We start from the raw sequence: 24,354 nt of genomic DNA on the forward strand, positions 1-24,354 counted from the left end.
AGTGTGGATATAAACAAACTCAAACTCACCCCTGATTCTAGCATAAAAGAAGCTTTAAAAATAGTCGGGCAAGAACGCGTTAGATTAGGCATTATAGTTGATAAAAAGGATAAATTTTTAGGAGTCATTAGCGATTCAAACATCAGAAAAGCTTTAATTAGTGGCAAAACTTTAAAAGATAGTATCAAAGATATTTACACTAAAAATCCCATCACCATAAAAGAAAACACAAGCAAAGAACAGCTTTTAAAAATTTCTGCTAAAACCGATATTTACGACTTTCCTGTTTTAGATGAAAAAGGGCAAATTCTTTCTATAAAATCTATCTCATCACTTTTAAAAGCCAATCCAAACTCCATTATCATCATGGCTGGAGGCTTAGGCTCTCGCTTAAAAGAGCTGACTAAAGATACTCCAAAACCTATGTTAAAAGTAGGCAAAAAACCCATTTTAGAAAGCATAGTCCAAAGACTTAAAAATCAAAATTTTGAAAATTTTATCTTTTGTGTGAATTATAAAAAACAAATCATAGAAGATTATTTTCAAAAAGGGCAAAAATTTGGGGTTAAAATTTCTTATATTAAAGAGCGTAAAAAACTAGGTACAGCAGGGGCTTTAAGCCTTATAAAACAAGAATTTAAAGAAAGTTTTATCGTTATGAATGCAGACATTTTAACCGAGCTTGATTTTAATGATCTTTTAAAAGCCCATAAAAAATCAAAAACTTTAATGAGCGTTTGCGTGCGTGAGTTTGAGCAACAAATTCCTTATGGAGTAATCACCCAAAAACAAGGTTTTATAGAAAATATAGAAGAAAAACCTACCCAAAAATTCCTAGTAAGTGCAGGGATTTATGTACTTGAAAATGAAATTTTAAATTTAATTGCTAAAAATAAATACCTAGACATGCCCGAACTCATCAAACTTGTTCTACAAAAAGGCAAGGTAAATACCTATATCATCAACGATTATTGGATTGACATTGGAAGACCAGATGAGTTTTTAAAAGCCAATGAGAATTTTAAATGAAAGTCTTAATCATAGGCTTTGGAAGCATAGGAAAAAAGCATTTTTTAGCCTTAAAAAATTTAAATCATGAAGTAAGTTTGCTTTCTTTAAGTGCTAAAAAAGAAGAATTTAAAAACACTCCAATTTATCGCTCTTTGAAAGAATGTGATTTAAACGAATTTGATCTTTTTATCATCGCAAATATCACCACAGAGCATTTTAACACCTTAAAAACTTTAGATGAGCTTGTAAAAGATAAAACCATACTCGTAGAAAAACCTTTATTTAAAAAAAGCCAAAATTTCACAAGTTCAAAAAATCACATTTATGTAGCATATTTACTGCGTTTTCATCCTGTGATTGTCGCTTTAAAAAGGCTTTTAAAAGGTGAAAAAATTTATTTTGCTAGTTTGATTTGTAATTCTTATTTGCCCCATTGGAGAGCTTTAGACTACAGGCAAAATTACAGCGCTAAAAAAGAGCTAGGTGGCGGGGTTTTACTCGATCTCTCTCATGAAATCGATCTAGCCTTTTTTCTTTTTAAAGACTTAGAGCTTATATACTCCCAAAATGCTAAAATTTCAGAGCTTGACATAACAAGCGATGATTTTGCCTTTTTAGCTTTAAAAAATTCACAAGAAGTTAAAATTCATATAGAACTAGACTATTTTTCTAAATTTAACAAAAGAGAAATTATCATCCATACTTTAGAAAAAAGCTTTAAAGCCGATTTGATAAACAATAAAATCGAAATTTATCACAAAAATCAAAGTCAAAAAATCTTAAATTTTGAAAATGATACGATAAAAACCCTTCAAAATTTACATCAAGCAGTCTTTGAAAAAGACAAAGAACTTTGCGATCTTGAGCAAGCTTTAAAAGTGCTTGAACTTTGTGATGAAGTAAGGAAAAAAAATGGCTGAAATTTTATGCACCATTTGTGCTAGGGGTGGTAGCAAAGGCGTTAAAAACAAAAATATTAGAAAGATTAACGAACTTGAAATGATAGCTTATAGCATTATACAAGCTCAAAATTCAAAGCTTTTTAAACACATAGTCATAAGCACCGATAGCGATGAAATCGCAAGTGTAGCCCAAAAATATGGCGCTGAAGTTTTTTTCAAAAGAGAAGCTCATCTTGCTAATGATCGGGCTGCAAAACTTCCTGTCATGCGTGATGCCTTGCTAAGAAGTGAAGAGCATTTTAAAATGCGTTTTGAAACTCTCATAGACTTAGATGCTTCAGCCCCGCTTCGCTCAAGCCTTGATATAAAAAAAGCTTATGAAAGTTTTGTTGAAAATGATAATTCCAATCTCATCACCGCAGTTCCCGCTAGACGCAATCCTTATTTTAACCTCGTAGAAATACAAAATAACAAGGTAGTAAAATCCAAAGAAGGAAATTTTACCACTCGCCAAAGTGCCCCAAAATGCTATGATATGAACGCTAGTATTTATATCTTTAAAAGGGATTATCTTTTAGAAAATGATAGTGTTTTTGGTAAAAACACAGGGCTTTTTGTAATGGATGAAAGCACAGCTTTTGATATTGATAGCGAGCTTGATTTTAAAATCGTAGAGTTTTTAATCTCTTTAAAAAATTTATCGCCAAAGGATTTTTAATGCTTGAAAATAAAATCATCTTTATAGCAGGAGCTTGTGGGCGTATAGGTAAAGCGCTTTGTCAAAAAATACTTCTTAGCAAAGGTATCCCTATACTCGCAGATATCAACAAAGAACGCTTAAATAAATTGCAAGAAAATTTAGAAACAAATTTTAAAACAAAACTTTTAAGCTTAGAACTTGATATCACTAAACAAGAAAGCTTACAAACCGCCCTTCAAAAAAGTCAAGAAAGATACGGCAAAATCGATGCTTTTGTTAACTCAAGCTATCCTTTTGGCAAAGATTGGGGTAAAACGCCTTATTATGAACTCAAATACGAACAAATTTGCGAAAGTTTAAATTTACATTTAGCAGGCTTTATGCTAGCCGCTCAAGAATTTGTGAAATTTTTTAAACAACAAGGCTATGGTAATATCATCAATCTTAGCTCCATCATGGGAGTTTATGCGCCAAAATTTGAAAACTATGAAGGCACTTCCATGCAAAGCTCTTTAGAATACAGTGTGATAAAAGCAGGGATTAATCACATGAGCTCTTGGCTAGCTAAAGAGCTTTTTAATCAAAACATACGCGTTAATACTCTAGCAAGCGGGGGAATTTTAGACAATCAAAACGAACTTTTTTTAAAAGCTTATAGAAAATGTTGTGCGAGTAAAGGCATGTTAGATGCAGATGATATATGTGGAACTTTGGTGTTTTTACTTAGCGATGAGAGTAAATTTATCACAGGGCAAACCTTAGTAGTAGATGATGGATGGGGCTTATGATGACCTTCACCCCTACTCAAAAAGAACTCTTTAATAAAAACATTAAAGCTTTAAGCAATATTCTTTTAAAAGAAAGTTTAAAAGAAATCAAGTCTAGTAAATTTGAACTTATCTTAGGTAAAGATAATCTAGATATCAATTTAAAAGATACAAGTGATAATACTTTTCTTTATGAAAATGTTATTGATGAATTAAACACTATGCTAAACACCTATAATGACAAATACCTACTTTATCCTGTATTGTATTTTTATGGTTTTGGAAATGGAATTTTATTTAAAGCTTTATTGCAAAATAAAAATCATCAACATATTGTTGTTTTTGAAAAAGATATAGAAATCATTTGGATAATGTTTCATATCTTAGATTTTTCAAATGAATTGCAAAGTGCAAGATTGATGGTTTTGCAAACAAGTTCTTTGGATATAGAATTTTTTTCTAATTTTTGCTCTAGCAAACCTTTCTTTCAATTTTCTAGAATTTATTTTTTAGAACTGATGAGTCATTATTATGAAAGATTTCATGAAGATATTTTAGGATTGAATAAAAAATTAGCAGAAAATTTTAAAAATTCTATTGTTTCTTATGGTAATGATCCTCTTGATGCTCTTCAAGGCATAGAACAATTTGTTTATAATCTTCCTCAAATGATTACTCATCCTAGTTATAAAGAATTACTTTCTAAAAGAAAGGGTATAAGTGATACAGCTATCATTGTTTCTACAGGACCATCTCTTACTAAACAATTGCCTTTATTAAAAAAATATGCTAATAAAGCTACGATTTTTTGTGCAGATTCTTCTTATCCTATTTTAGCTAAGCATGGTATAAAGCCTGATTATGTGCTTTCCTTAGAAAGAATTCCTTTAACTTCTGAATTTTTTAACAATGATTTTGGGGAATTTGATAAGGATATTTTGTTTGTTCTAAAATCCTATGTCCACCCTCATACTACAAAATATCTTCAAAAAAATAATAGAAATTTTATGCTTGTATCTACATATGCAAGTTTTATAAATTATTTAAAACTTGATGATTTTGGGTATTTTAATATGGGATTTAGTGTAGCTAATATGAATTTTTTACTTGCTATACATTTAAAGCATAAAAATATCGTTTTAATAGGACAAGATTTAGCTTATGCTAAAGATGGACTTTCTCACACTAAAGATTATAGCAATCTTGATAAACATGAAGGACATTTTCAAAGAGATAAAAACAAATATACCACTCAAGCTTACGGAGACAATGGAAAAGTTGAAAGTTCTTTTGTTTGGACTCTTTTTAGACATAATTTTGAACAAGATGTGGCCAATGCAAAAAAAAATTATTATATTACCACCTACAACTGTACCGAAGGTGGAGCAAGGATAGAAGGAGCTATAGAAAAACCTTTTCTATGGGCTTGTGAGAATTTACTTGATAAAGATTTAAATAAACCTTTTGAAAAATTAGAACCTTTAAGTTTAAATAAACAAAATGAATTTTTACTTAAGGCTTATTATAAAGTTTATCAAAGTATTAAACATTGTAGAGATTTTAGTAATAAATTTATTAAAAGCTATGATAAAATAAAAAATTCTTTTATGAGTTTACAAAATTCTCAAGAAAATAAAACCCTTATCAAAGAGATCATTAAAGATATAGATAAAATCAAAACTCAAATCGATGAGCTTTATAATACTCAAAAAGATTTGATGCAAATTTTAGGTCCCCTACTAACTCAATTTGAACTTAATCTTGCTAGAATTTATGTTTTAAATCCTAAAACCAAAGAAGATGCTTTTAATAAAAGCATTCTTTGGATAAAAGAACATTTAGAATTTATGGAATTAGTTTATGAGCATATTAAAGCACAAGAAAATGCTTTGATTAAAAATATACTTCCTTTAGAAGAAAAACTTAAAGAAAGAAAATTAGATAAATGGATGGAAAGGGTGAGAAAGTGAGAGAAGAGCTTTTTTTAAAAAATACTCAAGCTTTGTTTGAGGTCGATGAGTTTTTAGCTTGTACACTGAGATCACTTAAATACTTAACTTTTGCACTTATCCAAGATGAAAATGGAATAAATTTTAAAAAAGATGATATTTTTCTTTATGAAAATCCCAATAAAGAGCTTTTAGAAAACCTTACTCTGTTTAAAACCGAATATAACAAATATCCTGTTTTGTTTTTTTATGGCTTTGGAAATGGAATGTTTTATAAAACTTTATGTAAAAACAAACAACATAAACACATTATCATTTTTGAAGACAATCTTGAAATTTTAACTTTAGCTTTTCATTTATTTGATTTTAGCGAAGAATTAAAAAAAGAACAACTAATACTTTTTTATACTCCAAATATTAATACAGCACAACTCACCACACTTTTTACTTATGAAATCATTCAAAAAAGTGTAAAAATTTTTAATCTTTTTATCCATAATGATTTTTATCAACAATTTTATAGCACTCAAATACAAAATATAAATACTCAACTGATAGAAATGATACGATTTATCGTTTTAAACAAAGGTAATGATCCACATGATTCTTTAGTTGGAATCAAACATACCCTAGATAATCTCCCTAAAATGTTAAATCATGGAATTTTTCAAGAATTTCTCAAAGAAAGAAGAGCTAAGGTTGAAAATGCTATCATTGTTTCTACAGGACCAAGTCTTATAAAACAACTTCCTTTATTAAAAAAGTATGCTAATAAAGCTACGATTTTTTGTGCAGATAGTGCTTATGTTATCCTTGGAAAATACGGTATAAAGCCTGATTATGTTTGCATGCTAGAACGTGATGATATAGTTTCTAAATGTTTTAATAATGATTTTGGCGATTTTAACAAAGGCATACTTTTCATACTTGCTTCTGTGGTTCACAAAGAAGTATTAGATTTTTTAGAAAAAGATCAAAGAACTTATATGCTTGTACATCGCCCTTTAAATTTTGCAGCTAGTTTAAAACTTGATGAATATGGATATCTTGGAGTAGGACACAGTGTTTCAAATATGATCTATGAACTAGCAGGAGCCTTAAGATTTGAAAATATCATTTTTATAGGACAGGATTTAGCTTATGGCGAGGATGGAAGTTCACATCCTAAAGAGCATATACATGGAAGTCAAGGTGAAGAAATCAGAGGAGAAAAATATACACTAGCTTATGGAGGAAAAGGCAAAGTAAGAACACAACTTACTTGGAATTTGTTTCGTCAAGCTTTTGAAAAAGATATATTTTGGGCAAAAGAAAAACTCAATATCACCACCTACAACTGCACCGAAGGTGGAGCAAGGATAGAAGGAACCATAGAAAAACCTTTTTTATGGGCTTGTGAGAATTTACTTGATAAAGATTTAAATAAACCTTTTGATTTTCCAAAATTTCTAGATAAAAAACTAGCCAAAGAAAAATTAGAAAAAACAAAAAAATATCTCCAAAAAAGCATTTTAGAATCCAAAGAATTTATAAAAAAAACTCAAACTCAGCTTCAAAAGCTTAGATACACTTTAGAAAAAAATGACAAGAATTTTCAAACTCTTGAAAAAATCAAAAATGATCTTTTAAATCTTTTTAAAGAATTTAAAAAACTCAAGCTTTTTAATGAACTTTGTCAAGCTATTTATTTTCATAACGAATGCGAAATTTTAAAATTTGAAGTTTTAAACACAAATAAGCAAAAAGAAAATTTAATAGACTTTTTAAAAATACAACACAATTGGTTTATCCAAGGTTTAGGATATCTTGATACTCAAAACAAAACCATAGAAAAAAGTTTAGAAAATTGGAATTTTGACGATATAATCAAAAAATAATTAGGATTTCCAATGACCTTCACCCCTACTCAAAAAGAACTCTTTAATAAAAACATTAAAGCTTTAAGCAATATTCTTTTAAAAGAAAGTTTAAAAGAAATCAAGTCTAGTAAATTTGAACTTATCTTAGGTAAAGATAATCTAGATATCAATTTAAAAGATAATTCAGGGGGGGGGTATAATGAAAATTTACTTTATCAAGATCCCATTAAAGAATTGCAAACTATGCTAAACACCTATAATGACAAATACCTACTTTATCCTGTATTGTATTTTTATGGTTTTGGAAATGGAATTTTATTTAAAGCTTTATTGCAAAATAAAAATCATCAACATATTGTTGTTTTTGAAAAAGATATAGAAATCATTTGGATAATGTTTCATATCTTAGATTTTTCAAATGAATTGCAAAGTGCAAGATTGATGGTTTTGCAAACAAGTTCTTTGGATATAGAATTTTTTTCTAATTTTTGCTCTAGCAAACCTTTCTTTCAATTTTCTAGAATTTATTTTTTAGAACTGATGAGTCATTATTATGAAAGATTTCATGAAGATATTTTAGGATTGAATAAAAAATTAGCAGAAAATTTTAAAAATTCTATTGTTTCTTATGGTAATGATCCTCTTGATGCTCTTCAAGGCATAGAACAATTTGTTTATAATCTTCCTCAAATGATTACTCATCCTAGTTATAAAGAATTACTTTCTAAAAGAAAGGGTATAAGTGATACAGCTATCATTGTTTCTACAGGACCATCTCTTACTAAACAATTGCCTTTATTAAAAAAATATGCTAATAAAGCTACGATTTTTTGTGCAGATTCTTCTTATCCTATTTTAGCTAAGCATGGTATAAAGCCTGATTATGTTTGTATGTTGGAAAGAACTGAAATTACTGCTGAGTTTTTTAATCATGATTTTGGGGAATTTGATAAGGATATTTTGTTTGTTTGCGCAGGGGTTGTTCATCCAAAAGCGATTGAATATTTAAAGGGTAGAAATAGAAAATATCTTATCACGCCAAGATATTTATATTTTCCAATCTATATAAAGCTTAAATATTTTGATTTTTTATACAATACACCTAGCGTTGCACATATGTCATATTTTCTTTCGGTTCTACTCAATCATAAAAACATCATTTTTATAGGACAGGATTTAGCTTATGCTGAAAATGGCAATTCTCATCCTGATGATTACCAAAACTCAGCTAATTATGAAAGTCAAATGTATAAACATATTTTAACCGAGGCTTATGGTGGGAAAAAAGAAATTAAAACTCATGAAGTTTGGATATTTTTTAAACAAATCCTAGAAGCAATGATTATTAAGTATCACATCACCACCTACAACTGTACCGAAGGTGGAGCAAGGATAGAAGGAACTATAGAAAAACCTTTTTTATGGGCTTGTGAGAATTTACTTGATAAAGATTTAAATAAACCTTTTGAAAAATTAGAACCTTTAAGTTTAAATAAACAAAATGAATTTTTACTTAAGGCTTATTATAAAGTTTATCAAAGTATTAAACATTGTAGAGATTTTAGTAAAATACTCAGCAATGATTTTGAAAATATACAAAGTATATATTTAAATTTAAACAAAAAAGAAAATGATTTAAACTTGGCTATTAGAAAAATAGATGAATTTAAAAATAAACTTGAAGATATAAAACAAATGCAAGATTTATATGAAATTTTACAACCTCTACGTACTCAATTTGAACTTAATCTTGCTAGAATTTATGTTTTAAATCCTAAAACCAAAGAAGATGCTTTTAATAAAAGCATTCTTTGGATAAAAGAACATTTAGAATTTATGGAATTAGTTTATGGACATATTAAAGCACAAGAAAATGCTTTGATTAAAAATATACTTCCTTTAGAAGAAAAACTTAAAGAAAGAAAATTAGATAAATGGATGGAAAGGGTGAGAAGGTGAGAGAAGAAAATAATTTTAACAAAAATTTAAAAGCTTTAAGCGGTTTTGAGTATAATAACTTACGCAAAAAACTTGAGGATCTAAAAGAGCTTAGAGAATTTACTTTCACTCAGGGAAAAGATAATCTTGATATCAATATCATAAAAAAAAGAAATTTAAAAAAAATGTATCAAGATCCCATCAAAGAACTTGAAAAAAATTTAGAATATTTTAAAGATTTTGCACGCTATCCTGTGCTTTTTTTTTATGGTTTTGGAAATGGAATTTTATATAAAATTCTACTTCAAAATCAAGCACTTAAAAGAATAATCATCTTTGAAAAAGAATTAGAACTTATCTTTTTAGCTTTAAATTTCATAGATTTTAGCAAAGATTTAAGCTTAGGGCGACTCATTATTTTACATCATGATGATATTAATCTTCCTAAAATGGATAAAGTTTTTCGTTTGATAGGGGATTTGTTTTATCGTTCTTATAATCTACACATTGCTAATGATTTTTATGAACACTATAAAGAAGATATTTTAAAACTTAATAAACTCAATATGCAAACCATCAAAAATCACAATCTTATGCATGGTAATGATCCTAAAGATGCCATGCAAGGCATAGAACAATTTGTTTATAATCTTCCTCAAATGATTACTCATCCTAGTTATAAAGAATTACTTTCTAAAAGAAAGGGTATAAGTGATACAGCTATCATTGTTTCTACAGGACCATCTCTTACTAAACAATTGCCTTTATTAAAAAAATATGCTAATAAAGCTACGATTTTTTGTGCAGATTCTTCTTATCCTATTTTAGCTAAGCATGGTATAAAGCCTGATTATGTTTGTATGTTGGAACGCGATGAAATAGTAGCTGAATGTTTTAATAATGATTTTAAAGATTTTGATAAAGACATCATTTTTCTAGTAGCTTCTTTGGTGCATAAAAAAACCATTTCTTATCTTGAAAAAAATCAAAGAAAATACATTTTAATCATAAAAGGCCAGCCTTTTGCTAGATACTTGGAGCTAGACGATTATGGATATATTAACGCGGGTATGAGTGTATCTCATATGGCTTATGAACTGGCTGAAAATTTAGGACATAAAAACATCATTCTCATAGGTCAGGATTTGGCTTATGCCAAAGATGGGCAAACACACTCTCAAGGTTTTATCCATGCTAATTTACACAATGGAGACTATAAAAGGGACTTAGATAAATTTAGCACTACAGCTTATGGAGGAAATGGAAAAGTTCAAAGTTCTGAAATTTGGACACTTTTTAGACAAATTTTTGAAAATTTCATTGCTTTTAGCAAAAGTAAAACTTATAATTGCACCGAAGGAGGTGCTAGGATAGAAAGCGCTATAGAAAAACCTTTTAAAGAACTTTGCGAAGATTTACTCAAAAATAAAAAAGATAAAAAATTTAAAAAATTACAAGTTTTAAATACTAAAGAACAAGTAAAACTCGGATTAAAAATCTATCAAAAAATCAAAAAAAATATGAATTTATCCTTGAATTTTAAAAAAGAGTGTAAAAAAGTTCAAAAACAAATTCACAATCTTACCCATGGAAAGAACAAACTCTCTCTTGAACAAATAAATCAAAATATAGACAAAATCAAAGAAAAACTTTCAAATAAAAAATATCTCTTTTTGCAAGAAATTTTAGGCCCTACTTTACATCACGAACAAAGTATATTAACGCCTTTATATCTTAAAGATATCAAAGATGACTCCGATAAACAAAATAAACTTTTTGCTTGGGTTTATGCACACGAAGCTTTGATGGAAAATATCATAGAACTTTTAGAAGCTCAAGACAAAAGACTTAAAATCGCTATTTTACCTTTGCAAGACTTTTTAGAAAAGAAAAAAGCACTTTAAAAGCTTAGATGCATAAAAGCATCTAAGAAATTATTGAAGAAGTTTTAAAACATTTTGCTGCACTGCATTAGCCTGACTCATAGCATAAGAACCTGATTGCGCAAGGATGTTATATTTAGAAAAATTTGCACTCTCAGCTGCAAAGTCCACATCTCTTATGGTTGATTCAGCTGCTTTAACGTTTACTTGAGTAACAGTAATGTTGTTTATAGTAACTTGAAGCTGATTTTGCACTGAACCAATGTCGGCTCTGATTTGATCAAGATTTGTTGTGGCTGTTTCAGCTATATCCATCACAGCCATAGCACCTTTAAGTGTAGTTACACCTGCTGTTTCATCTTTAGCTCCAAGAGAGTTACCTGCTGAAGTTTTCATAGTTGCAAACTGAGAAAGCGTTGAACCACTAGAAAAACCAGAACCTTGTGAAACATTATATATTTTAGAAATAGCTGAAGCAGAAGAAATCGCTATTGCATTAGCAGTAAGTGTAGCAGAATAACCCTTACCACTACCTACAGAATAACCCGAACCTGCAGAAAACCCACTGCCCTCAGCACTCATATAATCAGCAATAGAAGAAGCAGCTAAAACCAATCCTTTGTTAACAGAACCAAATCCCATAGCATCGGCAGTATTAGCATCAAGCTGTCCTTTTGATTCTCTTAAAGAAACAGAAACTTGAGAAATAAAATTACTTGCTCCAAAACCTGTAAAAGAAAGGCCTGTTCCGCTGATTGAAATATCCTTACCATCGTTTTTAACCAAAGATAAACGACCATAATTTTCCATCATGTCTTTATTGATAAAAGCTCCACCACCGATGCTTCCTTCGATTTTAATTCCTCTTCCTTCTCTTGAGGTAAGTAAAAGCTGTCCATTAGCATCGATCGAAGCTTCAACTCCTGTAGTATCTTTAACTGAATTGATTGCAGAAACTAAAGCTCCATTAGCATCACCATCTTCATAGGCTACTTGACCAATTTTTACTCCATTGATAGCAAAAGTATCTGAAGTAGTTCCAGCCCTAACTGCAGCCATACCTCTAGTTTCTACTGTAAAAGTAGCTCTAACACCGGTTTGATCAGCACTCTTATTGATCTCTTCAGCTAAGGCTCCAAGTCCTGTTCCAACTGAAGTTGAAATCACAACTTTTTGAAACTGAAAATCATCTATACCGTTGTAGTTTTTAAGAGTAAATTGCACTTCGCCACTAGATGAAATTCTTCCTCCTGTTTCAAAGCGTGTTAAACCTATCTTAGAAGATTGAGTTGCTCCTATGGTAGCTTTTACAGTTTGATTTGAACTTGCGCCGATTTGAAATTCTTGATTGATAAAATTTCCACTTAAAAGTTGCTTACCGTTAAATGAAGTAGTATTTGCGATATTGTCAAGTTCTTCCATTAAACGGTTGATATCTGCTTGAAGCATGGTTCTTGTTTTTAAACTTTGTCCATCTTGAGCCGCTTGAGTTGCCTTAGTTTTGATTGTATCTAAGATTTTAAGTTGCTCATCCATAGCCTTATCAGCAGTTTGTAAAATACCTATAGCATCGTTACCATTGTTGATAGCTTGACCTAAAGTGGCTGCTTGTGAACGCAAACTATCTGCTATCGCCATCCCTGAAGCATCATCTGCTGCGGAGTTAATTCTAAGACCTGAACTAAGTCTGCTTAAAGACTTATCCAGCTCTCTAGCATTAACAACTGAATTTGCATGTGCGTTTAATGCACCGATGTTGGTGTTTATCCTAAAACCCATTTTAAATCCTTTCAAAATATTACATCGAAAAGATTAAAGCAAAAAGTGTTCCAAGTTTAGTTTGATTAAAAAATTTTAGAGTTTAAAATAAAAAAGCCTAGTTTAAACTAGGCTTGGATTTGTATATATTGCAGCTTTTGTAAACTACTGTAGTAATCTTAAAACATTTTGTTGAACAGAATTAGCCTGTGCCATGGCATAAGAGCCACTTTGAGCCAAGATATTTGCTTTAGAGTAGTTTGCACTCTCAGCTGCAAAGTCCACATCACGAATTTGTGATTCTGCTGCTTTAACGTTTACTTGAGTAACAGTAATGTTGTTTATAGTTGATGTAACTTGATTTTGCACTGAACCAATGTCGGCTCTGATTTGATCAAGATTTGTTATAGCTGTTTCAGCTATATCCATCACAGCCATAGCACCTTTAAGTGTAGTTACACCTGCTGTTTCATCTTTAGCTCCAAGAGAGTTACCTGCTGAAGTTTTCATAGTTGCAAACTGAGAAAGCGTTGAACCACTAGAAAAACCAGAACCTTGTGAAACATTATATATTTTAGAAATAGCTGAAGCAGAAGAAATCGCTATTGCATTAGCAGTAAGTGTAGCAGAATAACCCTTACCACTACCTACAGAATAACCCGAACCTGCAGAAAACCCACTGCCCTCAGCACTCATATAATCAGCAATAGAAGAAGCAGCTAAAACCAATCCTTTGTTAACAGAACCAAATCCCATAGCATCGGCAGTATTAGCATCAAGCTGTCCTTTTGATTCTCTTAAAGAAACAGAAACTTGAGAAATAAAATTACTTGCTCCAAAACCTGTAAAAGAAAGGCCTGTTCCGCTGATTGAAATATCCTTACCATCGTTTTTAACCAAAGATAAACGACCATAATTTTCCATCATGTCTTTATTGATAAAAGCTCCACCACCGATGCTTCCTTCGATTTTAATTCCTCTTCCTTCTCTTGAGGTAAGTAAAAGCTGTCCATTAGCATCGATCGAAGCTTCAACTCCTGTAGTATCTTTAACTGAATTGATTGCAGAAACTAAAGCTCCATTAGCATCACCATCTTCATAGGCTACTTGACCAATTTTTACTCCATTGATAGCAAAAGTATCTGAAGTAGTTCCAGCCCTAACTGCAGCCATACCTCTAGTTTCTACTGTAAAAGTAGCTCTAACACCGGTTTGATCAGCACTCTTATTGATCTCTTCAGCTAAGGCTCCAAGTCCTGTTCCAACTGAAGTTGAAATCACAACTTTTTGAAACTGAAAATCATCTATACCGTTGTAGTTTTTAAGAGTAAATTGCACTTCGCCACTAGATGAAATTCTTCCTCCTGTTTCAAAGCGTGTTAAACCTATCTTAGAAGATTGAGTTGCTCCTATGGTAGCTTTTACAGTTTGATTTGAACTTGCGCCGATTTGAAATTCTTGATTGATAAAATTTCCACTTAAAAGTTGCTTACCGTTAAATGAAGTAGTATTTGCGATATTGTCAAGTTCTTCCATTAAACGGTTGATATCTGCTTGAAGCATGGTTCTTGTTTTTAAACTTTGTCCATCTTGAGCCGCTTGAGTTGCCTTAGTTTTGATTGTATCTAAGATTTTAAGTTGCTCATCCATAGCCTTATCAGCAGTTTGTAAAATACCTAAAGCATCGTTACCATTAGATATAGCTTGACCTAAAGTATTAGCTTGAGATCTTAAACTATCTGCTATCGCCATCCCTGAAGCATCATCTGCTGCGGAGTTAATTCTAAGACCTGAACTAAGTCTGCTTAAAGAAGCATCTAAACTTTTACTATTTAAATCAGCGTTTGCTTTAGCATTTAAAGCTGCAACATTGGTGTTAATACGAAATCCCATTTTAAATCCTTTTAAAAAAATTCAAGCTCATCCATGAACTTGTTAAATGCTATATCGTGCAATCAAAAAAATATTTTATACTTTAGCAATAAAATTTCATACTTTTGACAAAGACTTGTATTTTTGCTCTAATTTTTCCATAAAATAAAGCAACCATTCATGGTAAGCTTTAATATAAGCTGTAATAAAATGCGTTTTATCTTGTATATGAAGTTTTAATACATCGGAAATTAATTTTCCACGATAAGCAAAAGCTCCTCTTAAAACTTCATCCTGTATAAACTCATCTGTATCTAAAGAGTGATTAAAATTTTCTATGTTTTGATAGACTTTTTCTAAAAATTCCAAAGGCAAGATAAAATCTTTACTGAGTATATTTTCTAAAATTTGTTTTAAAGCTAAAGCATCGTCTAAAAATCTTTTAGCATTTTCTTGATCTTTTTGTATTTTTTCTTTGAATTTAGCTAGTAGTTTATCACTTCTATTTTTAGTTAAACTTTTTGGAAGTTCAAATTTAGGTTTTTCTTTTGTAAGGAGTTTTTCACAACATTCTTTAAAAGAAAGTTCTTCAGTGAAATTAATCCTTGCTCCACCTTCAGTAGCATTGTAAAACTTTGCTTTTTGTTCGTTGCAAGCAAAAAGGTATTCTAATTTTATACGATAATCATTCCATGCAATATGAGTTAAAACTTCTCCTTTGCCTCCATAAGCTTGGGTTTTTAAGGTAGGCATATTTAAGGTATGATCAATTTTTTCTCCTAAAACAAATCCTTTTGAGTGTGAATTTCCTTCTTCATCAAAAGCTAAATCTTGCCCTATCATAATAATATTTTTAAATCCTAAAGCCAAAGCTAAAGTATAAGAAAAATGACTTACATGAGTACCTGTATCAATATAGCCAAAGTCATTAAGGTTAAAGCGTTGATATAAAAGCTTATTTCTTAAAACTATAACGCAATGAAAATTTTTCAAAAAATGAATTAATTTTGGATTAGTACTACATCCAAAAGCTAAAATACTGTCTTGTAAATTTTTATTTTTGAAAAAAACCAGAGGTAAATCTTCAAAGTCAATATTTAAAATATAATCAGGTATTATACCTTCTTTTTCAAGCATACTTAAAGCTCCATCAGCACAAAATATCACTGCTTTATCTTGATAAGCTTTAAGCAAAGAAAGTTGTTTAGTAAGAGAAGGTCCTGCAGAAACTACTATAGCATTTTCAAATTTGTTTTTTCTTTCGTTTAAGATTCTTTGAAAAGGAATGCTTTCAAGCATAGAGGGGATGTTTTGCAAAAACTGGCCATAAGTCAACAAAGGCAAAGAACAAGAAATATTAGCATTTCTTACTGCTACTCCTATGGTTTTTAAACACATTTCATTTAAAAACAAAATCTGTTTTTCATAAAAACGAAGATAATAAGAAGCATTGATCAATATTTCATACAAGCTTAAATACTCTAAAATACTTTGTTGATCAAAAATCATAGCAATATGAATTTCTAAATCCTTGGCTGTTGCATCAAACAATATCACTTGATAAGTTTTTAGCTCTTCACTCAAATCCAGCGTGCTTAAAGCTAAGATAAAAAGTTCGATTTCACTTTCAAATACAAAAAGATGTTTATAGTGTTTGGATAAATTTTTAATAAGTAAAGCATTGCCTATACCATAAATACATATAAAAGGATATCTAGGAGTTTTTTCTAAAATACTTTGATAGAAAAAATTTATTTCTTCTTCTAAATTTTCATACATAAAAACATTATGAGTTTTATCATAGATATTTAAATTTTCATCTATATTAAAACGAGAGCAAGTTTTATTTTGTATAAAATTTAAAAGTTTATTTCCTAAGGGTTCATTTACCCCACTTAATAAAGCTTGTATGTTTTTTTCTAGTAGATTCATGGAAGTTCCTTAAGAGAATTTATAATAATATTTATTCTTTGCTCTAATTTTTCCATAAAATAAAGCAACCATTCATCATAAACTTTGATGTAAGCACTGATAAAACTAGCATGATCTAAAATATTTTCTTTATAAACTAAGCTTATCTTAAGTCCTCGCTCATGAATCACTGCTTTTAAAATACCATCCTGTATAAACTCATCTGTATCTAAAGAGTGATTAAAATTTTCTATGTTTTGATAGACTTTTTCTAAAAATTCCAAAGGCAAGATAAAATCTTTACTGAGTATATTTTCTAAAATTTGTTTTAAAGCTAAAGCATCGTCTAAAAATCTTTTAGCATTTTCTTGATCTTTTTGTATTTTTTCTTTGAATTTAACTAGGAGTTTATCGCTTCTGTTTGGGGTTAAACTTTTTGGAATATCAAACTTGGGTTTTTCTTTTGTAAGGAGTTTTTCACAACATTCTTTAAAGGAAAGTTCTTCAGTGAAATTAATCCTTGCTCCACCTTCAGTAGCATTGTAAAATTTAGCTTCTTTACTGTTGCAAGCAAAAAGGTATTCAAGTTTTATGCGATAATCATTCCAGGTTATATGGGTTAAAACTTCGCCTTTACCTGCATAAGCTTGGGTTTTTAAGGTAGGCACAGTTTTTTCTCCATTAAATTGCTCGCCATAACTAAAACCTTTTGAGTGTGAATTTCCTTTTTCATCAAAGGCTAAATCTTGTCCTATCAGGATGATATTTTTAAATCCTAAAGCCAAAGCTAAAGTATAAGAAAAATGACTCACATGAGTGCCTGTATCGATATAGCCAAAGTCATTGAGGTTGAAGCGTTGGTATAAAGGATCATCTCTTAAAATCACACTTTTATTACCCACTAAATGAACCAAACTAGGATGCGTGGTGCATGAAAGTATATTTAAGGAAAGTTTATTTTCTTTATTTTGAAAAAATTTCATTGCTAGATCAGTAAAATCTAAATTCGTCACATAATCAGGCGCTATGCCTTCTTTTTCAAGCATGCTTAAAGCCCCATCCGCACAAAAGATCACCGCTTTTTCTTGATAAGCCTTAAGTAAAGGAAGTTGTTTGGCTAAGCTTGGTCCTGCAGAAACCACTATGGCATTTTCAAATTTGTTTTTTCTTTCGTTTAAGATTCTTTGAAAAGGAATGCTTTCAAGCATAGAGGGGATGTTTTGCAAAAGATGAGAATAACACTCAAAAGCGATATGTAGGCTAGAATTTAAATTTCTTACTATTACTTCTATATTTTTCTCACAAAGTTCATCTGCTTTATGCCAAATATCTTCATAAAACTTTTTGTAATAAACATTATTTACAAACATTTCATATAAACTTAAGTACTCAAACATATCTTTCATATCAAAAAGTATAAGCAGTTGAATATCTACTCTTTCTTCTTCGATATCCACAAGATAAATTTTTCCACTACAAAGCTCTTCACTCAAATCTATCGTGCTTAAAGCTAAGATAAAAAGTTCGATTTCACTTTCAAATACAAAAAGATGTTTATAGTGTTTGGATAAATTTTTAATAAGTAAAGCATTGCCTATACCATAAATACATATAAAAGGATATCTAGGAGTTTTTTCTAAAATACTTTGATAGAAAAAATTTATTTCTTCTTCTAAATTTTCATACATAAAAACATTATGAGTTTTATCATAGATATTTAAATTTTCATCTATATTAAAACGAGAGCAAGTTTTATTTTGTATAAAATTTAAAAGTTTATTTCCTAAGGGTTCATTTACCCCACTTAATAAAGCTTGTATGTTTTTTTCTAGTAGGCTCATTAGGTTTCCTTAAAATTTATCTATTTTTAGTGATATTTTGTCATCTTTTTCGCTAAATTGATACAACAAATCCTCACAAGGATAAGAGATACATTTTTCTTTATAATCTTTTTTTAGATTTTGTTTTATTTTTTCTAACATTAAAGGAAGTTCTTTTTTAATCAAAAGTTTTACTGGAATTCCCATGCCATGATTTAAGTTTTTAATAAATTTTCCATCAACTTGAGATTCTTTAGTAATAGAACACAAAGTTGCATCAAAGCCAAGTTTCTCAAGCTCTTCATAAAGCATAGTTTTTTCTTTTAAAGAAACATACTCATCATATAACGAATGATAACTTATAAAGCAAGTTTTTAAATATTTTGATTGTTCTAAAAGATGATCTTCCTCTAAAAGATTTCGAATTTTTCTTCTTGCGGGAGAAAAAAAACAAGGCGATGAAGAATTACTTGTCCAAAAAGTTTTTGTCGAACAATGTGTTTTAATATGATGAAAAAAATCAAAAGTAGCAAATTCGCTATACTGTATAAAATCTATTTCCTTTCCAAAACCTACAACTCTCCATAAAAACTTAGCGTATGCAGAATTATCCAACACTCCATCTATTAACCAAGGTGCAATCTTAGCCGCCAAATGTGCTAAATATCCCCCGTGAGAACTACCTATCATAATAACTGGTATACCCCCCCCCATAGTATCAAAAGGAGCATGTTTTTTAAGGTAAAGTGTGACATTTAAAAGATCTTGAGCTTGCATAATCCCAAAATTTTGATATTCGTTTTTTGCAGGTTGTAAACTCACATGTAAATTTAAAAAATAATTTGGTGTAAAATTACCTTTTTGCTTGCCTTCAATTATTTGATTATTTACAAAATGAAAAATCTCACTCATTTGTTTATAGTCTTGAATTTTATCAACATCATAAGGAAGCTTGATATCCGCAGCTTCACAACTTACTTTTAAAATAAACTTGTCTATATCATCTAAATAAAAAGTTGATCCAGTTTGAGGACGATTACCAATACAATGATAATTTACTCCAACTACAGCAGTATTAAATTGCCTTACCATATAATCACCAACATATTGGATCGATGATATATCATCGCCCATACCTTGTACCACAAACACCAAGGCTTCAGGTGTTTTTTCATCATCATACCAAAGCTTAAATTCAAGCTTTGATTCTCTTTTTATATCAAGTTCTACATCATCACAAGAGTCAATCTCATAAGTTTTACTCACTATCATTACATTCCCCCTATTAAAAGATAAGTTTTACTCGCTAGGTTTTTAAAATTTTCATTCTTACTTAAGATCACACAAGCTTTATTACTAGAAGAGCTTGTAAAGTCTATATTTTCTAAATCTTCATGACTTTGATTGGCTGCGTTAATGATAGCATTTTTACTTGCTTCATTGCTTGAAATTCCCATGAGTATAAAATCAGCTTTATTTATAAAAAGAAGTTTTAAGCATTCTTTATCATCGCCTACGCGAAAATTTACTTCTTTTGTGCCATTAAAATTGCCAAGATCGACATTTTCAACCCCACTTACATTACTCATCGTTTTTATAGAGCTTAAATGATCATTTTTTAAAGTATAAATGCTTATATCATTAATCAAAGTTTTAAGGTTATTTAAAGACTTACTAACTTCAGCTTCATCCTTGCTTGAACTCATTTTTGGTAAAGCAATAGCGGCTAAAATTCCTAAAATAACAATCACAAAAACAAGTTCTAATATGGTAAAAGCTTTTTTCATCTATATCCTTGAAAAATTTTTATTTTTAGGGCTTAAAATATCTTCTTCTATGCTTACAAATTCCTTTTTTTCATAAGCATCAACCGCAGCTCTTGCTATCATCAAAGCATTATCAGAGCAGAATTTTAAAGGAGCTAGTTTTAAATTTGCATTATATTTTTGACATAAATTTTGCAAACGCGAACGCAAGTTAAGATTTGCACTAGCTCCTCCTACAACGCCAAAATTTTTAAATTTATAAAGATTAAAAATTTTTTCTAATTTATCCATGATATGATCACAAGCTGTATTTTCAAAGGCATAAGCTATTTCTGCTTTTATATCATCGTTTAAATTTTCATGCTTTAAAATTTCCAAACGCACTGCATTTTTAAGTCCTGAAAAACTATAAGCGAGTTCTTTAGAATGCTTTAAAGGTATGTTAAAAGAGATATTTTTAAGTTTGGCGTTTTTTGCTAAATTTTCTATGATGACCCCACCAGGATAACCTAAATTCATCATTTTAGCCACTTTATCAAAACTTTCTCCAAAGCTATCATCATTTGTACTTGCTAAAAGCTCTAAGTTTGCATCATCTTTAAGATAAAGCACCATAGTATGCCCACCACTAACAAGTAAAACTCCCATATCTAAAGAAATTTTTTCTTCTAAAAAAAGACTATAAATATGACCTTTAAGATGATTTATAGGGATTAAGGGTAAATTTAGAGCACTTGCTAAGGTTTTTGCCATAGAAATTCCACTGAGCAAAGAAACGCTAAGCCCAGGTTCATTTGTCACAGCTATGGCACAAAGATTTTTAAAATGCTCTTTGCATTGCTTAAGTATCTTTGGCAAAGCCTCGCTATGAAGTCTTGCAGCAAGTTCAGGCACCACTCCCCCATAGATGCTATGCTCTAATTCTTGGGAAATTTTTTTATGAAATTTACATTCTAATGTATTTTTATCAATGATAGCTATAGAACTATCATCACAAGAACTTTCTATAGCTAGGATAAGATTTTTCATTCAAATTCCACTAAAATAGAACCTAAGAATTTATCTTTTGATCTTGCCATTTTAAGAGTGTTTAAATCCAAATTTTTAGCATTTTTGATCAACTTGCTATTGGTATTTGCCTCTAAAAGTTGTTGCAAATTCGCCCCTCTTAACTCATAAAATTCCACTCTATAAATTTTACCTGCCATGTCTAAAGAGTATTGTGTTTGCATATTTTTTTTATGAACTAAAATACCACTTTCATCTTTTCCATGATCAAAACCTATGATATTTACGCGCACATTAGTTATCTTTGGGATAAGAAAATTCTCTTTTACTTTTACCTTGGTTCCAAAAGGAACGGTGGTTTCATTGCCATCAACTTGAAAAGTTACTTCATTAAAAGCATCGCTAAATTCTAAATACTCAGGATATAATCTTGTTTGAAAACGATTGCCATATTGGATATAAAAAGAATTTCCTTCTGCGATAACAGCCGTAAGTTCATTGCTTGTGTTATAATTTAACTCTTTATTTACCGGAAAAGGCACATAGTTGATAATCTTTCTTGGATTTTTTAAAGAAAGTAAAATTCTATCATTAAAAAGCTTCACTTCAAGCTCTCGGTTTATGGCTTTATCAACCCCTTGTGGAGTGAGTTCAAAATCTCTGCTAAATTCAATTCCTGCGGTTTTTAAATAATTTTCAATTGCCAAAAGATGATAATAAGCTCTTAAATTTACAGGCAGATTTTTACTTGCTTCATTTGCAAAAGCGGCTTTGTGATTTGAAATCACAAAATAAGTTAAAGCTTTAAGCATTTCCGTATCGCCAAGCTCTTGGGTTTTGGTGTTTTTAAGATGATAAGCATGCTTTGGATCAGCAAGTGAAGAATTGACACTATTTACGGTTTGAGTGGCGATATTTTCAAGATCAGGGTATTTGCTTGCATTGATTTCACTTGTGTCAATCACGCTTGAATTTCCCCAACGCTTAGGATTTTGCATCGCATCGATATAAGTAGGTTTATAAAAACCCCAACCATCGTGAAGATTGATCACCATACTAACTTCAGGAAGTAAAATAAGCTCTTTAATGCGTTGCACGGTTTTATAATCAGGATCCTTTGGGCTAATGCTTGCAAATTTACGGTTTAAATCCCCATTATTCCCACGCGAACGCTTGATAATGCTATCAAAAGCTAAATTTGGAGCCACTATAATCTTACCCTTGGTGATATTATAATCACTCAAAAGCAAACTTGCCGCATGAAATCCACCAGGCTCATCACCTTGAATTCCACCAAAAATTAAAACTGTATTATTATCATCTAGACTTTTTCCATTTTCTCCTACGCTAAAGTCTAGCTCTAAAGCAAAAATGCTTGTTATAAAAAATAAAATTGTTAAAAAAATTTTCATTTTAACTCCTTAAATACTCTCTTGTTTTAAAATCATACTCAAAAACCTCTTCTATACTTGAAATTTTAGGCACTCCAAAATGATCAAGGGCTTTAAAAATGCATTTAGTGATATCTAAAAATCCACTTTTATTTTCTAAAAAATTATAAACACCAACTTCATTAGCAGCATTGATGATAACACCTAAATTTGGCTCTTTTAAAAATGTATTTTTAAGCTTAAAAATAGGATATTTTTTTGTGCTGATTGGATGAAATTTTAAAGCAGGCATTTTGCTAAAATCAACAGCCTCTAAAATAGGCGTATCTTGTTTTTCAAATATAGCATCTGAAATAGCTAGTTTCATATCTGCTTTTGAAAAATACGCCGTGCTAGCTCCATTTTTAAATTCACACATTGCATGCACTAAAGATCTTGGTTCTATTAAAGCATCAATTTCTTTAAAATCATATAAATGATAAGCCTCTATAATCTCAAAAAGCTTATTTGCCATAGTCGCACTATCTATAGTGATCTTTGCTCCCATGTTCCAATTAGGATGTTTTAAAGCATCTTTGACACTGACTTGATTTAAATCTTTGATTTTATACCTATAAAAAGCTCCACCACTTGCTGTGATATAAAGTTTTGCTATATTTTTTTTACCTTCGAGTAAAAATTTTAAAGCTGCATGCTCACTATCAACGGGTAAAAATTTAGCCCCTTTCAAAAAACTCCCAGCTACTACAAGACTTTCTTTGTTAGCTAAAGCTATGTTTTTGCCAAGCTCTTTAGCCTTTAAAGTGCTTTTAAGTCCTGCAAAACCTACAATGGCATTGAGTAAAAGCTTATCTTGACATTCTGTTAAAATTTGCTCTAAACCTTCTTGCCCTATAAAAACTCTATCGTGTTTAACTAAATGCTTATTTTTTGAATCTTTTATGGCAACAAATTTGGGTTTAAACCTTGCGATTTGCTCATTTAAAAGAGCGATGTTATCCCCACAAGCTAAAGCAGAAATGGGAATGTTTTTTAAAGCAGCAAGTTTAAGAGCATTTACTCCTATACTGCCCGTACTTCCAAAAAGTATCATAAAAGAGCAACCATCACAAAAGCAGCAATGATCACCGCATCGATCCTATCGAGCACGCCCCCATGACCAGGGATAAGATCTCCACTATCTTTTACACCTGCTTCTCTTTTAAAATAACTCTCAAGCAAATCTCCAATCACTGCAAAAATCGCTACAAAAAACGAACAAAGCAAAGAAAGCCAAAAACTATAAACAAAAACTCCCAAAATAGTTCCAATAACACTCGCACAAATCAAGCCACCTATAACACCTTCTAAGGTTTTGTTTGGACTTGTTGGAGAAAAAGGAGTTTTACCCATAAGTTTTCCGATAAAATACGCCCCACTATCACAAGCTGCAACGATAATGATAAGCCAAAAAAGTGCAAACATACCCTGATCTAAATACACTTGCCAAAGTGCTAAAATAGGCAAACCAGGATAAATATAAATAAGAGCTGGTTTTAAGGAAGCCTTTTTATAAACCAAATATCCAACGACTAATAACAAAGCTAAAATCCCAAAAAGCAAAGCTTTATGCGATAAACTTCCCAAAATAAAAGCTATAGCCAAAGGGATAATAGAGATATTTTCTAAAGCAAAAAGTTTTTTTGCTTCACTAAAAGATAAATACAATAAAACCGCAAAAACGATAAAATTGATAAAAAATTGATCAATCAACGCGATAATAATAATAGCCCCTATCATCACAAGAGCTGAAATAATTCTAGTTGTATTAAACATATTT

Annotated in this window: 18 protein-coding genes; 8 read left to right on the forward strand and 10 right to left on the reverse strand. The window is 30.4% G+C overall.

The window, feature by feature from the left end; all coding sequences use genetic code 11:
- Window positions 1–3 precede the first annotated feature (3 nt).
- From OT390_RS06745 to OT390_RS06780, 8 genes are read left to right on the forward strand one after another with little or no spacing between them, the layout of a single operon-like run.
- Complete coding sequence (locus tag OT390_RS06745) at window positions 4–1,029, forward strand: nucleotidyltransferase family protein (RefSeq protein ID WP_032587117.1); 1,026 nt, start codon at window positions 4–6, stop codon at window positions 1,027–1,029.
- Window positions 1,026–1,931, forward strand: a complete 906-nt coding sequence (gene ptmF, locus OT390_RS06750) for an L-glutamine-D-fructose-6-phosphate isomerase subunit (protein WP_032587119.1) — start codon at window positions 1,026–1,028, stop codon at window positions 1,929–1,931. The genes OT390_RS06745 and ptmF overlap by 4 nt, the downstream gene beginning before the upstream one ends.
- Window positions 1,924–2,631 (forward strand): CMP-N,N'-diacetyllegionaminic acid synthase, encoded by a 708-nt coding sequence (gene legF, locus OT390_RS06755; RefSeq protein ID WP_032587121.1) that lies wholly within the window; start codon window positions 1,924–1,926, stop codon window positions 2,629–2,631. Before ptmF ends, legF begins: the two co-directional genes overlap by 8 nt.
- Window positions 2,631–3,401, forward strand: coding sequence for a flagellin modification protein PtmA (ptmA, locus tag OT390_RS06760; protein WP_032587122.1), 771 nt, complete (start codon window positions 2,631–2,633; stop codon window positions 3,399–3,401). The genes legF and ptmA overlap by 1 nt, the downstream gene beginning before the upstream one ends.
- Window positions 3,389–5,350, forward strand: a complete 1,962-nt coding sequence (gene pseD / locus OT390_RS06765; protein ID WP_079854574.1) for a flagellin modification protein PseD — start codon at window positions 3,389–3,391, stop codon at window positions 5,348–5,350. Before ptmA ends, pseD begins: the two co-directional genes overlap by 13 nt.
- The gene (locus OT390_RS06770; protein WP_079354740.1) at window positions 5,347–7,206 is read left to right on the forward strand and encodes a motility associated factor glycosyltransferase family protein; all 1,860 of its coding nucleotides are present in this window, start codon (window positions 5,347–5,349) and stop codon (window positions 7,204–7,206) included. The genes pseD and OT390_RS06770 overlap by 4 nt, the downstream gene beginning before the upstream one ends.
- 12 nt (window positions 7,207–7,218) lie before the next feature.
- Window positions 7,219–9,147 (forward strand): motility associated factor glycosyltransferase family protein, encoded by a 1,929-nt coding sequence (locus tag OT390_RS06775; RefSeq protein ID WP_406611470.1) that lies wholly within the window; start codon window positions 7,219–7,221, stop codon window positions 9,145–9,147.
- Complete coding sequence (locus OT390_RS06780; RefSeq protein ID WP_079354724.1) at window positions 9,144–11,030, forward strand: motility associated factor glycosyltransferase family protein; 1,887 nt, start codon at window positions 9,144–9,146, stop codon at window positions 11,028–11,030. Before OT390_RS06775 ends, OT390_RS06780 begins: the two co-directional genes overlap by 4 nt.
- 30 nt (window positions 11,031–11,060) lie before the next feature.
- On the opposite strand, the gene OT390_RS06785 is transcribed toward OT390_RS06780, so the two are convergent.
- The 10 genes from OT390_RS06785 to OT390_RS06830 form a co-directional block, all read right to left on the reverse strand.
- Window positions 11,061–12,788, reverse strand: coding sequence for a flagellin A (locus tag OT390_RS06785; RefSeq protein WP_167843205.1), 1,728 nt, complete (start codon window positions 12,786–12,788; stop codon window positions 11,061–11,063).
- 144 nt (window positions 12,789–12,932) lie between these two features.
- Window positions 12,933–14,660 carry a flagellin A gene (locus OT390_RS06790; protein WP_167843206.1) on the reverse strand — a complete coding sequence of 576 codons (1,728 nt, stop codon included), beginning with the start codon at window positions 14,658–14,660 and terminating at the stop codon, window positions 12,933–12,935.
- 96 nt (window positions 14,661–14,756) lie between these two features.
- Window positions 14,757–16,571, reverse strand: coding sequence for a motility associated factor glycosyltransferase family protein (locus OT390_RS06795; protein WP_167843207.1), 1,815 nt, complete (start codon window positions 16,569–16,571; stop codon window positions 14,757–14,759).
- Window positions 16,568–18,391: a motility associated factor glycosyltransferase family protein gene (locus OT390_RS06800; RefSeq protein ID WP_061099841.1), complete on the reverse strand. Its 1,824-nt coding sequence runs from the start codon at window positions 18,389–18,391 to the stop codon at window positions 16,568–16,570. Before OT390_RS06800 ends, OT390_RS06795 begins: the two co-directional genes overlap by 4 nt.
- 9 nt (window positions 18,392–18,400) lie before the next feature.
- Window positions 18,401–19,642, reverse strand: coding sequence for a DUF2920 family protein (locus OT390_RS06805; RefSeq protein ID WP_032586798.1), 1,242 nt, complete (start codon window positions 19,640–19,642; stop codon window positions 18,401–18,403).
- Complete coding sequence (locus tag OT390_RS06810; protein ID WP_002875272.1) at window positions 19,642–20,157, reverse strand: type II secretion system protein; 516 nt, start codon at window positions 20,155–20,157, stop codon at window positions 19,642–19,644. Before OT390_RS06810 ends, OT390_RS06805 begins: the two co-directional genes overlap by 1 nt.
- Window positions 20,158–21,165, reverse strand: a complete 1,008-nt coding sequence (tsaD, locus tag OT390_RS06815; RefSeq protein WP_032583832.1) for a tRNA (adenosine(37)-N6)-threonylcarbamoyltransferase complex transferase subunit TsaD — start codon at window positions 21,163–21,165, stop codon at window positions 20,158–20,160. It abuts the gene before it with no gap.
- The gene (locus tag OT390_RS06820) at window positions 21,162–22,556 is read right to left on the reverse strand and encodes a M99 family carboxypeptidase catalytic domain-containing protein (RefSeq protein WP_002898668.1); all 1,395 of its coding nucleotides are present in this window, start codon (window positions 22,554–22,556) and stop codon (window positions 21,162–21,164) included. Before OT390_RS06820 ends, tsaD begins: the two co-directional genes overlap by 4 nt.
- Before the next feature lies 1 nt (window position 22,557).
- On the reverse strand, window positions 22,558–23,628 hold the full coding sequence (dxr, locus tag OT390_RS06825; RefSeq protein ID WP_002898669.1) for a 1-deoxy-D-xylulose-5-phosphate reductoisomerase: 1,071 nt from the start codon (window positions 23,626–23,628) through the stop codon (window positions 22,558–22,560).
- A complete protein-coding gene (locus tag OT390_RS06830; protein ID WP_002888102.1) occupies window positions 23,625–24,350 on the reverse strand; it encodes a phosphatidate cytidylyltransferase in 726 nt (241 codons plus the stop codon). Before OT390_RS06830 ends, dxr begins: the two co-directional genes overlap by 4 nt.
- Window positions 24,351–24,354: the final 4 nt, after the last annotated feature.

The organism is Campylobacter sp. CFSAN122748 (assembly GCF_045277125.1).
In the GTDB taxonomy this organism is placed as follows: domain Bacteria; phylum Campylobacterota; class Campylobacteria; order Campylobacterales; family Campylobacteraceae; genus Campylobacter_D; species Campylobacter_D jejuni.

Excerpts from the sequence above, each read along its gene's own strand:
- OT390_RS06820 (WP_002898668.1), bottom strand. The coding sequence starts at position 22,556 with ATGAAAATTTTTTTAACAATTTTATTTTTTATAACAAGCATTTTTGCT.
- pseD (WP_079854574.1), top strand. The coding sequence starts at position 3,389 with ATGGGGCTTATGATGACCTTCACCCCTACTCAAAAAGAACTCTTTAAT.
- OT390_RS06775 (WP_406611470.1), top strand. The coding sequence starts at position 7,219 with ATGACCTTCACCCCTACTCAAAAAGAACTCTTTAATAAAAACATTAAA.
- legF (WP_032587121.1), top strand. The coding sequence starts at position 1,924 with ATGGCTGAAATTTTATGCACCATTTGTGCTAGGGGTGGTAGCAAAGGC.
- ptmA (WP_032587122.1), top strand. The coding sequence starts at position 2,631 with ATGCTTGAAAATAAAATCATCTTTATAGCAGGAGCTTGTGGGCGTATA.
- ptmF (WP_032587119.1), top strand. The coding sequence starts at position 1,026 with ATGAAAGTCTTAATCATAGGCTTTGGAAGCATAGGAAAAAAGCATTTT.
- OT390_RS06785 (WP_167843205.1), bottom strand. The coding sequence starts at position 12,788 with ATGGGTTTTAGGATAAACACCAACATCGGTGCATTAAACGCACATGCA.
- OT390_RS06805 (WP_032586798.1), bottom strand. The coding sequence starts at position 19,642 with ATGATAGTGAGTAAAACTTATGAGATTGACTCTTGTGATGATGTAGAA.
- dxr (WP_002898669.1), bottom strand. The coding sequence starts at position 23,628 with ATGATACTTTTTGGAAGTACGGGCAGTATAGGAGTAAATGCTCTTAAA.
- OT390_RS06795 (WP_167843207.1), bottom strand. The coding sequence starts at position 16,571 with ATGAATCTACTAGAAAAAAACATACAAGCTTTATTAAGTGGGGTAAAT.
- tsaD (WP_032583832.1), bottom strand. The coding sequence starts at position 21,165 with ATGAAAAATCTTATCCTAGCTATAGAAAGTTCTTGTGATGATAGTTCT.
- OT390_RS06830 (WP_002888102.1), bottom strand. The coding sequence starts at position 24,350 with ATGTTTAATACAACTAGAATTATTTCAGCTCTTGTGATGATAGGGGCT.
- OT390_RS06790 (WP_167843206.1), bottom strand. The coding sequence starts at position 14,660 with ATGGGATTTCGTATTAACACCAATGTTGCAGCTTTAAATGCTAAAGCA.
- OT390_RS06810 (WP_002875272.1), bottom strand. The coding sequence starts at position 20,157 with ATGAAAAAAGCTTTTACCATATTAGAACTTGTTTTTGTGATTGTTATT.
- OT390_RS06800 (WP_061099841.1), bottom strand. The coding sequence starts at position 18,391 with ATGAGCCTACTAGAAAAAAACATACAAGCTTTATTAAGTGGGGTAAAT.